Below are 13,728 nucleotides of genomic sequence, written 5' to 3'. Positions count from 1 at the left end.
AACCGGCAACAGTGCGGGTTGCATGCCGTGGCGCGTACGACGGCGCAAGCTACGGATCGGACTGTAGGCCGAAGTTCACCAAGACGATGTTTAGGTCACCCAGGTCCACCCAACCGCTACCGTCGAGGTCCGCCGCTGCGCTGCTCATGGCCCATTCTATGAAGAGGCGGTTCAGGTCGCCGGTGTCAATGCTTCCATCCTTCAGCGCGTCGCCATTGACCAGTGTGAAGTCCAGCTCGAGCCCCGCTGCGTCCAGTGTTGCCGTGTGCGACTGACGCAGCCAGTGCAGGCCCTCTGCGCTAACGCGCACGTTGCCAGTGAATGGGCACGAGAACGCGTAGTTCCCTTGTGCATCCAGCGGGATGTCCCGCTCGGTAATCAGTGCACCACCCTGCTCCTCACGCACCGTGAAGTGCACGACTACTCCCGCAGGCGAAGTGGCATAGTGACCGAGCGTTACCTTCCCGTGGATGAGGAATGGCGGCGCTGCGGCATGAATGTCGGTGGTAGGCCCGGCAGATGACGCACCCCTTTCACCGTGCCAAACGATGTAGGAGCCGGTGGCGATAGTGGGTGCTTTGTTGTCATAGTCGTAATTCGACACCTTGCTGATCACGCCGTTCATGTATTGATAGATCTGCCACCTACTCCCATCGTATCCCTGCCACACGATCCGTCCGTCGTCGTCAATCTTCGGGTGTTGGTTGTGTGTGGTGCTGCTCGTCAAAGCCGTCGAGGTGGTGCTATCCACCGAGCCACGCCGTATCTGCCATCGATTCGAGGCGTCCATCTGCATCCACACGACCGTACCCGCGGAGTTCACCTGTGGCCACCAGTCCTGAACGGAGTTGTTGGAGAGGCGTGTCACGTTCCCACCCGAGGCATTGGCTGCGTAGATCTCGCAGTTGCTATCGCTCCTCCAGGTCTGCCACACTACCTTGCCGGCATCACTGATCTGCGGGTATTCGCTGTCATAGGTGTTATTGGTTATGTTGACCAGCCCACTGCCGTCCGCGTTGGCGCTGTATATCTGCCAGCGGGTGCCATCGAACCCCATCCACACGACGCGGTTATTAGCGTTTATCCGTGGCCACATGTCGTCTAATGGCCTTCCCGAGCCGGAGCGATTCGTGATGCGAACCAGGTCACTTCCGTCGGCGTTTGCGGAGTAGATCTCGTAGTCCGTACCGTCGAACTGCTCCCACACGATTCGTCCGGTATCACTGATTGCGGGGTGCAGGTCCTGAACTGCGTTGTCGGTGATACGATGGACATCCGTGCCATCGGCGTTCGCCGTGTAGATCTCGAAATCGCGACCATCGAAAGATTGCCAGACGATCTTGCCTGAATCGTTGATTTGAGGCATCTCGTCCGCCTGACTGTTCGAGGTGATCTGTACGAAGCCCGTCCCATCGGCGTTGGAGGAAAAGATCTCTGTGTCCATGCCGTCATGCCCAGCCCAGACGATGCGGTCGTTCCGGTTGATCTGTGGCCTCCAATCGTCACCGGGGCGCGATATAAATGTGGGTTGATTCGGATAGGGTTGGGAAGAGGGAGGAGTTCCACCGGGCACATGGTTGCCTCCACTCTCTGTGTAAGAGTTGAAGTTCTGAAGGTACTCCCACCAATTGTTCAGCCGTGTCATGCCGTATTCGGTTAGGCTTCCCTCTACGTGAGGGATATGCTTGAACCACCAAATGTGGTGCAATCGCATGTCGCCGCCGCCCCATTCCGCGCAGTTCACCCATTTCTTCTGGTCAACGAGGTTCGGGTAGTTGTAGAGAAAGTCGTCGCAATAACTCCACACGTAGGTCGGATTTCCCCAATCGTAGTCACTCTGACTGTTAGGTGCGTAGTGCACATTGCCGCAGCCCGCTTCCCCGGGGAGCTGCTTGTCATACAGTGTAAAGCGGTTCCACATATGAGTCTTTACGGGCTGCCAACTTCCGTACACGACCCTCATGATGGACTCGGTGCGGTGCCCATAGTCCTCTAGCATGCAGTCCACACCGCGCTCGAAGTTGAACCCCATCATCACGAAGATACGTGCGGAAGCGATGCGTTGCTGTGGTCCAGAGTTGCACCAGTAGCCACCGTAGCCGGCCATGGTCGATTCCCAATAGCCGAAATATGGCGCCCCCTGAACGAACACCTCGTCGATCTCGCCGAAGTCCACCCGTCGAGCCAGATCGAAGTTTCGCGCGATCATCTTGTAGTCTACGCCGTCGGGCGTGTGCCAGCCGCTCCATGTCTGCCAGCAGGCGATGTAGCTCTCGTCGGTGTACCGGAAGCCGTCCGACTTGAGCGGGAACTCGTCCACGTCCACGCTGCCCGAGAGGCGATAGTCGAGTATGTTGTGGCTGGAGTTACGCATGTCCGCGATGTACGAGTTGTTGAGCGTAGCGGGGTTGTTCCATCCACACTTGCTGTGGAGCCGCTGATTAAAGGCCTCGAGCCAAGGGTTGTAGTTGATGGCGTAGACGCGAGGGGTCTGCGTGCTTACGGCCTGCCCGAAGGCGGTCATGACCAGGGCCGTCAAGGCCGCAATGTGTAGAAGGCGTTGCATCGATAGATCGCTCCTGTTCGCTAGGTCTACTGCCGCCAGGGTGGCTCGTAGGGTCTGGCGGCCATCGAGCAGCCTTCAGGGGCAAAGCACTCTACCCTACAATGACAGCCGAATTGGCCGTGCTGCTCCCGCTGGCGCGGCGAATCGGGGCATATTGGAGCCCGTTTCAGCTGTGTGCCCGATCCGAGTGAGAAGAAGGCCCCGGCCGCCTCGCTCGGCCGGGGCCCAGAAGGTGCAGTCGTACCTAGCGCCCGAATTTGACCGGGATGACGATCAGGTCGAGCGAGTTGCGCGTGTCGTTGATTGTGCCAACAGCGTACACGAGATACGTCGTGCGAGGAATGAACAGCGCGGTGGCCGGACCGAGTACGGGAGTCGTGGTCCCAGCGGGAGTCAGCCACAGCCGGTAGATGCCCGAGCCTATGAGCGCAGAAGCCTGCTCGCCGTTCGCGAAGTCCTGAACGACGAGCGGGCTGAAGAAGGGAAGGCGCTTCAGATATACGTCCACTGCAGGAGCAGCCGCGGTGTGGTGGACGATAACACGGCTCCGGAAGAAACCCGGAAGCGAAACGTTGTTCGTAAACTTAGATGCGGTTGGTGCGCCACCTTCAGTTAGGTGCGCGATCACTGTGGCGTTCTCACCCGAAGCGAACGGAACCGTCGCCTCGATGACAGTGATGTCGGTGTTTGCGAGCTTGATGGCTATATCGTAAGAACCCGCAGGCAGCGACAGCGGACCAACCACCGCCTTGAAGGTGAAGCCAGGTATTGCCAGGCTATCGTTCACATAAACGTCGACGGGCAGAGCCTCGTCTAGCCCGAGGTCTCCGCCATTGATGCCGTGAACGACATAGAGAGACGCGTTGCTGGCAAGTGCCGCCACGGTCAGCCCGACCGCAAGCGTCAGCGCGCTGATCATGCGAACGAAACGATTCATCAACTTTCCCCTAAGTTGGGCTCTCCAAACCTTCGATGGCAGAGTCCTTGCGTTAGAGCCTATTATCCGCGAGACCGCTCAGGATGTCAAGATATTGTCTAATATTTTTAGGGCTTTTTCTCGACATTGCTTGACGCCGTCGCCCGCAATCGGGCGGCCAGCCCGGCTCTCCTTGGGGCAGCCCCGTCGCTTCCTCGCGGAGCTCCTCAGCCTCGGGCCAAGTAACTGGAGACTGGAACGCGAGTTGCATGGAAGTCGGAGCGAGGCCCCGGTTAGCAATGGGTGCGATAAGAGTCACACCGAACGTAGAAAGGGCGCTCGGTCCGGAGTTCGCTCAATGGCTCAGAAAGGTGGGTGGAACTGCGCATTCCGAGGGTAGCCACACGCTTCGAAGTGTAGGCCCGAGTCGGGTCCGGATCGCCCAGTTTCGCCGACGCGGAACCTGTTGGCTGGGCGGACACCGTCTGGGGTGTCCGCCCGCTTTGCGCGAGGTCGCGCCCACCTCGCAGGTCCCGCACGCCCTTGCTATGGAGCACCCACGAGACCGAAGTTGACCATGTTGATGTTCATGTCCAGGATGTCCACCAGCCCGTCCCAGTTCAGGTTCCCCATCACCTGGCCCGGCTGTCCGAAGTTCACCATAATCCAGTTGAGATCGATTAGGTCCACAGCGTTGTCACCGTTCGCATCACCATTGACCACCGTGAAGTTGACGCCACTGGTGCTAGGGTCGGTGATAACCACGTCCTCCAACACCTGACGCAGCCAGTTGTGCAACTTGAGTGCAACGTCATACGTGCCGACGGGCACGGTCGTGGCAGCGTAGTTACCCGAGGCGTCGAGGGTGATAGGTTGCGAGTGCAACACAGTCAGTGTGTCGGGATCGCGAAACTCTAACGTGCCGGTCATTCCCGCACCGCCGAGGTAGAACTGCCTATTCACGTTCCCATACACCGTCGCGACAGGAATGATTTTCACGATGGCTCCTGGGTCTATCGTGCCGGTGATAGGCGTGTTAGGTATGAAGCCATCATAGACCACGGTGGTATAGGGGCCGATGTTCGTTGGAATGCTGAAGACGGTCCCCGGCGTGCCCGCCAAAGCCTGGAACTGGAACGTTGTCACCTTCAGCCCCGCAGGCGGAATCGGTGCTGGATTGCCCGGCCCGGCAAACGCGGTCCACACGGCGTCCCCGTCTGCCAGACTGGCATTCGGGTCGCCGGGGTAGAGAAATCCTGACTGGAACCACGAATAACCTGCTCCCGCGTTCGTGAACGACAAGGGGTTCATGTAGGTGGGATCCCATAGAAGGCATATATCCATCGCCGATGTGTACTCCGTAGCAGACGTCTCCGATATCGCCCACAGCTCGATGCTGACAGTCTGCCCGACGTACACCTCCTGATAGTCTGGCTGAAGGTCGAGAGTGACCTGAGCATTCACCGGTCCACACGACCAGATCGCGACCGTTATCCCGAAGAGCGTACCGACTCTTTTCATTATCGTATCCTTTCACCTTGCGTTTCTGGAGGCCGGCGGCGGCTCTTGGAGCCCGCCGCCGGCCTGCCCGTCACTCGCCCCATTGTCCAAGGGCTACCGGCCTGCAGGTCCTCCGGTGCCACCCCACCGCAACCACTCGACTATCTCTTCCATCGTCACCCAGCCATCTCGGTTCAGGTCGAAGAACGGAGCGATTCGAATCCCTGCGTCCAGCATCTCACGAACCGTAGCCGTCACCTTTGGTGTACCTTGTGGTATGTACGGACCAACGGGCAGATCGCCAACGGTTAGGAAGCCGGTCTGGATGTAGGTGTAGTCGGCGGTGTCCACCAAGCCGTTCCCGCTAAAGTCGGGATGCGGATCAGTAGTGGTGTTGTATGTGGTGTTCACGTCCGTATCCGCACCGAGGTTCTGTCCGAACCTCCATGCGAACATGCCGAAGTCGAGGATGTCGATGAGGTTGTCACCGTTAGCATCTCCGCCGGACAGGGAGTTCGCCGTGCCAGTGAATGATGCCGTGTAGTTAGGTGACACACCGCCGAGTGGGATGGTCTTCCTTAGCGTGTGCAGCGGGTCCTTCGCACTGATGTGCGTGGGGCTGCCAGTACAGGGTATCGGGGCATCGAGTGCTGTCAATACCACGCTGCCGGTCGCGTGTTGGCCGCCGGGTCCATCCGGATCGCTGAATACCAGGTCCTTGAAGAACGAAACGGGTGGATTGCTCCCTCCGGTTCCACCGACTTGGAACTGGATCGCTCGCGTCACGGAGGTTAGCAGTGGCAGATGCACGTTCTTCAGCTCCACCGTCGCGCTGACCTGCTTCGTGTTGAGGTCGAGACTTCCGTTCAGAACGGCCATGTTGCCAGCATCGTCCGAGCCGGTGATGGTGATTGTAGCGGTTCCACACCCGTGCGCACCCGTAACAGCAGTATCGAACCCGAAGGTGTTACCTACCAGGGCATGCATCGGCTGATTCAGGACGTCGGGGCCGGAGGGGAAGTCTATGCTGATCAGCGGGTAGTTCTCCAATCCGGCTCCGTTGTTAGGCGTTAGCGTCCACAGGTCGCGCGCATCCACGGTGATCACGATTGGCCCCTGAATGACAGGATTGATTCCGCCCAGCACGTTGAGCACTCCCTGCATGGCTGTCATGTTGCCGAGGAAGGGTGGCGTATCGTCAATCACCAGCAGATTGGACGCGTGAAGCGCGCCCGGCAGGATAGGTAGACCTATGGGCGAGGTGAATCGCGTCGGTATCAGCGGATTACCGTTGTCCGGCATGATGGTCAGCGAAGCGAGTCCCTCCACCGAAGGATCGTACGGCAGGGTGGCCAGCGTAGCGTTGATCTGCGTGGGGCTCCCAGGCAGCGCTATACCGGCTGCCAAGCCCGCCTGTGTGGTAATGCCTCTCGGGTCCAAGATATGATTGGAGAACGGCAGCCCGGTGTAGTATGCGCCTAGCGAACCCAGATCCACCAGCGTCTGCGGCCCGCTGGAGGCGAAGAATTGCTGATAGCCGCTCACCAATTGCGTAAGGTTCGCCATGCCGAAGCGATAGAACGCCAGCTCGTTCGAGCGCACGTACGGGTCGTCCAAAAAGGCGAACAGCACGTCGTTCGGTCGATCGGTCACGAAGTTCGTGACCTCTGTCGCCGCCAGCGTCTTGTTCGTATCGCACACGAACCCGGCCGCGAAACCCACCGTCCCTGGTAGAGAGTATGCGCCGATGGTAGGGTCGTACGGCCCGCCCAGGCTCACCGGCACGCCGGCTCCGACGCCATTGAGAGGTGTCACCGAGCCGCTGAGCTTGCCTGCCAGGTCCACGCTTACCAGCACTCGGAACTGTGTGTTCGTTGGGGCGGCAACAAAGGGAGTGCCGCCGGTCTGCATGGTCCAGGGTGCCAACATGAGGCGGGATCCCAACTCGATGCGATATACGGAGCCCTGAAGGGTTACCACCGCACCGGCCATTAGTCCGCCCCCACCGACCGCAATACCAAACATGTCACCGGACTGCCAGGTACCTGTCAGGTCCAGGTCGGCCTGAAATGTCATGTTCGCAGCGGTCACCGTAAGCGGATTGGGTGGCTTTACGTCGTCCGAGAAGGGTGTGAAAGTACCTTCCACCACGTTCGGGTCCCAGTCGTTCGGTGTTCCGGGCCCGCTGCGCTCGATCACTTGCCCGTAGTACGGATCGGCGACCGTGGCAGCCATGGCTACCCCCGGGTAGACGAGACCCACATCGGTCACACTAGGACAGATGTAAGTGCCGTTGAGATCCACGGGGAAGCCGGGTAGAGGCAGCTCGACCCCTTCGGCTCACACTTGCACGTTGATGTCGCTGGACTTGTCCCAGCCATAACCGTCGCTGTCCCAAGTCCCATCGCCGCTCTGCAGGTTATGAACGTAGAAGTCTCGCATCAGATCGTCGGCCCCATCTTGTGTCGAACCACTGAGTGCCGCGTTCGATGCGTGGTTGAACCAAACTCGGTTGACGTTGTCGTAGACCAGTCCGTGGACACCGAACCGAATCGGCCGTCCTCCCGGGACAAGCCAATCGAGATTGACGAAGTCGGTTTGCCATATCTGCGCGAAGGCACCGGAACCTGTCTGGTAGTCAAGTCCGCCCGCGTACTGTACGGGAGTGAACGTAATGTCGGGATTGGCAGTCGTGGTACCCGGTATCAGCGCCGTGTTAGTACCTGGTGCAATGTCGCCAGACTTGATCGGCACGACAGCACCGTGCCCCCCTGAACCATAGAGCGTGACGTTATAGTACCTGTCACCTAACTTGAATCCGGGGTCGCCGGCTGCGCCGGCAACTGCCCAGATCCGGATCTTGGTCACACGCCAGACTTTGCCGGGTGAGTTGGCTGGGAGTGTGAAGTCATCACCAGTGAACCACTCGTTGTTGCCCTCGCCCGCTTCATAGCCGAACCCCCACGCCACGTTGCTGCGATTGGCTCCGGCAGCGTTGTTCAGGTTGGCCGTCGGCAGGCCGCGGTCGAAGAGCTGCGCCTGCGAGCAGAGAGATGCACCCACTAAGAGCAGGCTGCAGAGAACGATACGGATCAGTCTAGTCTGCGTCATTGAAGACACTTACCCTCCTTATTTGAAGAGATCTGTCGGAAGCCGATAGGGCGTGGGGTGCCCGCCGGGAGGATGCTGCGCGGCCGTCCGCAAGCCAACGAGGGCAGGGGCAGGCAGCCGGAGATGAAGATGCGTAGCAGGAGGCCGACGCGAAAGCTTCTGGAACGAGGCCGCAGGAGATCACGTCTTAACGGCATGGGCGTCCTCCATTTCCAGTAAGGTGACGCTTCGCGGGAGTTGGGGTCTGCCTGCAAGCAGACCGTAGGGATGCCTGAAGCAAGGGGCGCGCGGTGGCCAAGCCGCGCGCCCCTTCGTCGAATGGCTTGTCATCACAAGCACTCGGCTGGTCGGGGGTCGGAGATCCTTTGTGCCACGCAGACCGCATCTCGAACGCCAGCCGAGTGCGCATTCCCTGCCCGCGGGACGAACCCGCAGTCGGGGCTGGCCGCCACTCGGGCTGCCGGTTTCCAAGGCATCGCGGACCGCGCGCATCGGGGGGTCTCTTTCCCAAACCATTTCACGAACCCTCTTCGGACTCAAAACACGGGGGCTAGAGCCGAACTCTTGTCCCAATACAGGAAGCTACGAAGGAAACTTACGGCTTGCGCCGTCTAACTCGGCAACATTCCTGTTATCAATCCGCAAGGTCTCGTAGAGGCGTACAGAGATAATGTTATCAATCAGGAAAAGCAGTAACTAAATTTACCTCCCGATTGCCAATCTAAGGGCACAGAGCCCGCAGATTTGCAAGCCCTTCTGCAAACAATCTCGCAGGCCCCACGCCCAGAGCGCCGTCAAGCACCCTGTAGGACATCCGTACCCAATTCGCACAACCGTTCGCCAAACCCCTCGCATCGACTCGAACTCGTCCCCTCCCCCGCCGATTCATCTCAATGGATTGCACCCGCGCTGGGCATCTCGGGAGGAACCTTATGCGAAATCCGAGCCTGGCCTTCTGGCGACTAACTCCAATGCTGCTCCTAGCTGCCATCGGCACCCACGCGCAACAGGCCAAACCCATCGAGCTGCGAGATACCTCTGCATCGGCACTGCTCGCCGACACCTACCCCGTCGCCGACTTCGCGCTCGAGCTGGACATCCGCTGCGAGAAGCCTGGCGCCGTCATCCAATCGGGCGATCCGGGGCTTCGGGGCGCTATCCGCCTCTCCATCACCGATGATCGTGTGCCGCTGCTCGAATGGCAAGACGGCGGATGGAAGAGCCTCTCGGGGAGCCCGCTTCCAGCCTTAGGCTCTGCACGCCTAACCATCCGACGCATCGGCAATCGTGTGTGGATGGCCCTGGGCGGCACAGATCCTGTCGAGGCGACAATGGCTCCGCTTTTGTCCGGCAGCCCTCTGTACGCAGGCAGACTTCCTGGTGGCGCGGGCCTGCGTGCGATGGTGGGATCGGTCGAGGTGTTGTCGCACACGGCTTGGGCACAGCCTGGCAGCCCCATCAGGCCTAATCCGTCTGCCGATGACCGAAAACAACTAAACTCCCTCTTGCAGGCTGTCAACAAGGCGCTGTCGGATCCTAAGTCGGCCGATCAGGCGCAGCGGGCAGTCGAGTTGGCCAAGTCCCGCTTTGGTTACGGCACGAAGGAACACTCCCAAGCCAACTCTCTCCTCGCGGTGTGCCTGTTCAACCAGAAACAAGACCAAGCTGCAATCCAAACCCTGTACGAGTCCGTCGCGCTCAGCGAAAAGGCATACGGCGTCGGGTCCTTCGAATCTGGCAGCGACATGCGGCTGCTCGGGGCGATACTCACCATTCAAAAGAACTATCCCGAGGCGGAGCCGGTCCTGCTTCACGCCAAACGCCTCTACCAGCGAGCCAAGTCAACCGAGAACGTCAACTACGCGCACCTGCTCAACAACCTCGGCATCACCCTCCGCGACCTGGGAAAGCTCACCGAGGCAGAACCGGTGCTGAGAGAAGCGTTGCAGCGAAAGGAAAAGCTCAACGGCAAGGACACGGCCGACTGGCCGGTCACCGCCAGCGCACTCGGTTGGTGCCTGCACTTGCAAGGAAAGGACAAGGAAGCAGAAAAGTATCTCTCCGTGGCTTTACGTCTCCGCGAGCGCGCCAATCCGCGGGACGAGAACGTCATCGCGAGTCTGAAGAACCGTTTGGCCGAGGTGAGGGGGGAGGGGCCTGCCGTAGTTGCAGAGACTACTACCAACATGTTGTTCGACCTACCGCCCCACTCGCCTGAGCCACCTGGCTCAATGCCGCCACCACCCATCCCCACCGACGTCCCGCCTGTTCGCCTGACACCGGACGTAGAGATTCGGAGTATGACCGAGGCGCAGTACACAGGACTGGTGAGCGCGGTAGTCGAGGCGATGCGTTTGGTCTATGGGGAGATGAGCCCCCAGGAAGATCTCGCTTTCAGTGCACGGTGGGCGCCGTACTTCGATCACCCTTCACCCGAGGCAATCGAGTACCTCGAAAATCTGCTGCCTCTCTTAGACAGATACCTACAGGTTCGAGGGGCACTAGCCGAGGCCGCCGTGGCATTCGACCAAGCCCAGCTCGAAGCGGCGACCTGCGCAGGATTGGGTGATGACGACGGCACGCTAGAGGCAGTGGAACTGGGCAAGCTCCACATGGAGGCTATCAAGTCTCTCCTTGCGGAGCTGCAGGCGCTGCACCAAGAGATCGATGCGCTGGGTGACCCGCCCGACCCTGCGGCGCAGAAGGAGGAGGCAAGGCGCCGATTCAAGTCGCTTCTCGAAGAAACTCAGAAGTTGCTGCCCAGTTTCGCCATCAAGCCTGCCAAAACGAAGACGGAGCTGAACAAGAAAGTCGTGCTTACTCCAGTCGGCAAGAACCTCCCGACCGGCGTACGAGTGAGCTGGCAGTTCAGCGATGGCAAGTCACTCACCGGTGGCATGGAACCGATAGGCCGCATCTTCGACAAACCCGGCACCTATACGGGTGTCGCAACTGCCACCGATCCGAAGACCAAGAAGCTCATCGCGAAGGCTACCACTACTATCATTGTGGCCGAGAAGGCCGCGACGCCAGGGGTGTGGCGACTGGAGAAGGTGGACAAGAAGGATGATAGGGGCCAGAGTGGATACACCTTTACTCCCACTGTCACCTTCAGCGATAACTCGCTGAGCACGAATGCCACCACTGGAGGCGAGGGCAGCATGTCCGGTGGCCGCGTCCTGGGTAAGTGCAATCGCATCACCACGGTTGCCTGGACCGCCCCACCTGCCACGATTCGACCCAACGAACCATTCGATATCAGACTCATGATCACCGACAATGTGCAGGGTGACATCGAGAGCCTCGCCGGTGGAGGTCCTGGCGCGGTCTGTGGCCTGAACCTGTACCTCACGGTGGACTCGCCGTTCGTCGGAATGACGCCTTCCACCCGCAAGTACGAGCAGGACGGCTACTCCCATTACTTCGTCGCAGGGTTGACGGTGGATTCGGATAAGTTCCTACGTATCAAAGACTATCGTCCGGTGGGTGGGCAGCTCTCCGACGAGAAGACTGTCAAGTTGGCCCTGCCGCCTGGGACTCCGGGTGCACGATTCCGCATTCAGTTCAAGGCGGAGGACAGCACGTGGTCGGCATCGAGCGGCCGCGCTGCACAGTCGTTCCGCCACTACGTGTATGTGTATGCAGGCGAAGGCGAGGAGATCGTGGAGGAACCTCCAGCGGAGTTGTCACTCGCCGAACTGGAGAAGCGGGCGAACGAAGAACAGATTCGTTTCCACGAAGACAATATCGCCTACTACCGAGACCACATCCGGGGGCTCGAGCGTCAGTTAGCAGATGCGAAGGACTCGGCATCCCGTGAGGCGATCGAGTGGCAGCTGATGTGTGCGCGCTCCAATATCCAGGCCGAGGAAGACGCCATCCAGCGGGTCAAAACGGGTGAGTGGGTCAGGACAAGGACCGAATTCGATGCATACTGCCTTCAGCGCATGGCCGCGCAAGGTAGAGAAATGGCACAAGAATGGGCCGAGATCACACGCCTTCAGGCTGCGGTGCCACGTCTCCTGGACATGCTGCCGTACGAGCAACGGCGAGACCTGCGCGCCTTCGTGGATAGGCACCTGAACACCGAAACCATGGCATCACGCGATATGGAGCAGATGCGTAATGCCGTTCGATTGCTCGGTGAGCGAGTGCAGGCACACTGGAGCGGCGAGATGGCTAAGGAGCAGGAGAAGGCAGACACTGCTAACTACTGCCTGGAGAAGGCTCAGGAGATCAAGTCCGTAGCCGACAACGCCATGTTCGTAGCGTCGTTTGCCGGTGGTCCACTCATCTACAGCGCCTACATGGGTGCCACTGGTTATATCGAAGGGGGTCCTACCCAGGCGCTCAAACAGGGCATTCAGTCTCTCGGTCAAATCGGCTATCTGGCAGTATCCGCCTACGATGGCTACGAGCGATCGGGTATCGTGGGCGCCGCAGCCGATGTGGCCAGGGCTGCTGCGACGGCGTTCGTGTTGAAGCGTGTGATAGGTTCTGTCACCCGTGCGATGGCCGGCAAGGGCAGCGAAGGCGTGCCTAACACCAAGAAGTGGCCCACCGTACAGCAGCAGATTGATGCCGCTCGATTCCAGAGTGAAGCTGCCAATGGTAGGGCACTCGTCAAGCTCTTCAAGAGCCGGGCAGAGAAACTGGCGGAAGCAGGGAAGTCCGGTGCCTCCAAGGAGGTCATCGAAAGGCTCAGGCGCGAAGCCGAGGATGCGGCAGCAGCCATCAAGTCCTCCTTCGCAGCAAAGATGCAGCTCAACCAGGCAGTGCGCTCGGGAGACGCGAAACTGGGCAATTGGTATCGCTCGCACGAACGCCAGATCAACGGTAAGGTGAAAGCTGAGCTGGAATCTATTATGAAGCGCGAAGGCTGGAGCCCGCAGAAGATCCGTGAATTCCGCAACGCATCCAGTGCCGGTAAGGCAAGCATGGATATGGACCTCGGCGCCGCCGAGCCGCCGCGCTACCTGATGCAGGGTGGAAAGCCCGTTCCCAACCCGGAGTATGCCGACTGGCGGCGGGGACTCACACAGAACGGCCAGCCGCGCAGCCCACACGAGTTCCAAGAAGCCGGTCAGAAGTACCTCGAAGAGGCATACAAGAAGGTGACAGGGCGCAACCCCGATCAGGCATTCGTCAACTTTACTACCAGCGGGCACCCCGAGGCTTACAAGGACCTCGCTTGGTTGGGCCGGAAGGGCGAGAAGAGCGTGAACATCTCACGCGTAGACCCCAAGTGGGCGTCGCAGGCTGGAGAAGTGGGCAAGTTCAAGGTGAACGAACTCCCTGCGCAACACCCCTCGCTAGGTCGCTACAACACCATGCAGGAGAACTGCAGGGGTCTCGTGAAGGAGCTCGATTCGAAGCTAGGCAATGAGCTCGCGAAGATGCCGGCAGCACAGCGTCAGTATCTACAGAAGCTGCGCAGCGTAATGGAGGATTTCGCTACGAACAGGATTGGGCCGATAGATGCAGACCGCAAGCTGCAGCAGCTAACGGGTGGTAGAGGGATCGGTCACGTGGCAGACCTCATCGGCTCCCTAATGCATGCCTCCGCCATACGATAGGCTGTCACTGCGCGTGGGTGATAGTTGTGGTGGCCCCGGCGCTGATGCGCCGGGGCCAC

General features: G+C 59.8%; 6 protein-coding genes. 1 reads left to right on the top strand and 5 read right to left on the bottom strand.

Annotated features, from left to right (window positions below; translation table 11 throughout):
* Positions 1-49 precede the first annotated feature (49 nt).
* The 5 genes from HRF45_05515 to HRF45_05495 form a co-directional block, all read right to left on the bottom strand.
* Positions 50-2,566, bottom strand: a complete 2,517-nt coding sequence (locus HRF45_05515; GenBank protein ID MEP0765985.1) for a hypothetical protein — start codon at positions 2,564-2,566, stop codon at positions 50-52.
* A 244-nt stretch (positions 2,567-2,810) separates the two neighbouring features.
* Positions 2,811-3,503 (bottom strand): DUF4397 domain-containing protein, encoded by a 693-nt coding sequence (locus tag HRF45_05510; protein ID MEP0765984.1) that lies wholly within the window; start codon positions 3,501-3,503, stop codon positions 2,811-2,813.
* 525 nt (positions 3,504-4,028) lie between these two features.
* Positions 4,029-5,003, bottom strand: coding sequence for a hypothetical protein (locus tag HRF45_05505; GenBank protein MEP0765983.1), 975 nt, complete (start codon positions 5,001-5,003; stop codon positions 4,029-4,031).
* Between the two features lie 93 nt (positions 5,004-5,096).
* On the bottom strand, positions 5,097-7,217 hold the full coding sequence (locus HRF45_05500; GenBank protein MEP0765982.1) for a hypothetical protein: 2,121 nt from the start codon (positions 7,215-7,217) through the stop codon (positions 5,097-5,099).
* Positions 7,218-7,322: 105 nt separating this feature from the next.
* Positions 7,323-8,093 carry a hypothetical protein gene (locus tag HRF45_05495; GenBank protein ID MEP0765981.1) on the bottom strand — a complete coding sequence of 257 codons (771 nt, stop codon included), beginning with the start codon at positions 8,091-8,093 and terminating at the stop codon, positions 7,323-7,325.
* A 932-nt stretch (positions 8,094-9,025) separates the two neighbouring features.
* Here HRF45_05495 and HRF45_05490 point away from each other — a divergent pair.
* Positions 9,026-13,669, top strand: coding sequence for a tetratricopeptide repeat protein (locus HRF45_05490; protein ID MEP0765980.1), 4,644 nt, complete (start codon positions 9,026-9,028; stop codon positions 13,667-13,669).
* Positions 13,670-13,728: the final 59 nt, after the last annotated feature.

The sequence above is a fragment of the Fimbriimonadia bacterium genome (genome assembly GCA_039961735.1).
Lineage (GTDB): Bacteria > Armatimonadota > Fimbriimonadia > Fimbriimonadales > JABRVX01 > JABRVX01.
The sequence above is the reverse complement of the archived record's forward strand: the minus strand, read 5'-3'. Positions and strand labels throughout refer to the sequence as shown.

Bases quoted from the DNA above. Each gene is read 5' to 3' on its own strand.
- HRF45_05515 (MEP0765985.1), bottom strand. From the start codon at position 2,566: ATGCAACGCCTTCTACACATTGCGGCCTTGACGGCCCTGGTCATGACC.
- HRF45_05510 (MEP0765984.1), bottom strand. From the start codon at position 3,503: ATGAATCGTTTCGTTCGCATGATCAGCGCGCTGACGCTTGCGGTCGGG.
- HRF45_05505 (MEP0765983.1), bottom strand. From the start codon at position 5,003: ATGAAAAGAGTCGGTACGCTCTTCGGGATAACGGTCGCGATCTGGTCG.
- HRF45_05500 (MEP0765982.1), bottom strand. From the start codon at position 7,217: ATGGCTGCCACGGTCGCCGATCCGTACTACGGGCAAGTGATCGAGCGC.
- HRF45_05495 (MEP0765981.1), bottom strand. From the start codon at position 8,093: ATGACGCAGACTAGACTGATCCGTATCGTTCTCTGCAGCCTGCTCTTA.
- HRF45_05490 (MEP0765980.1), top strand. From the start codon at position 9,026: ATGCGAAATCCGAGCCTGGCCTTCTGGCGACTAACTCCAATGCTGCTC.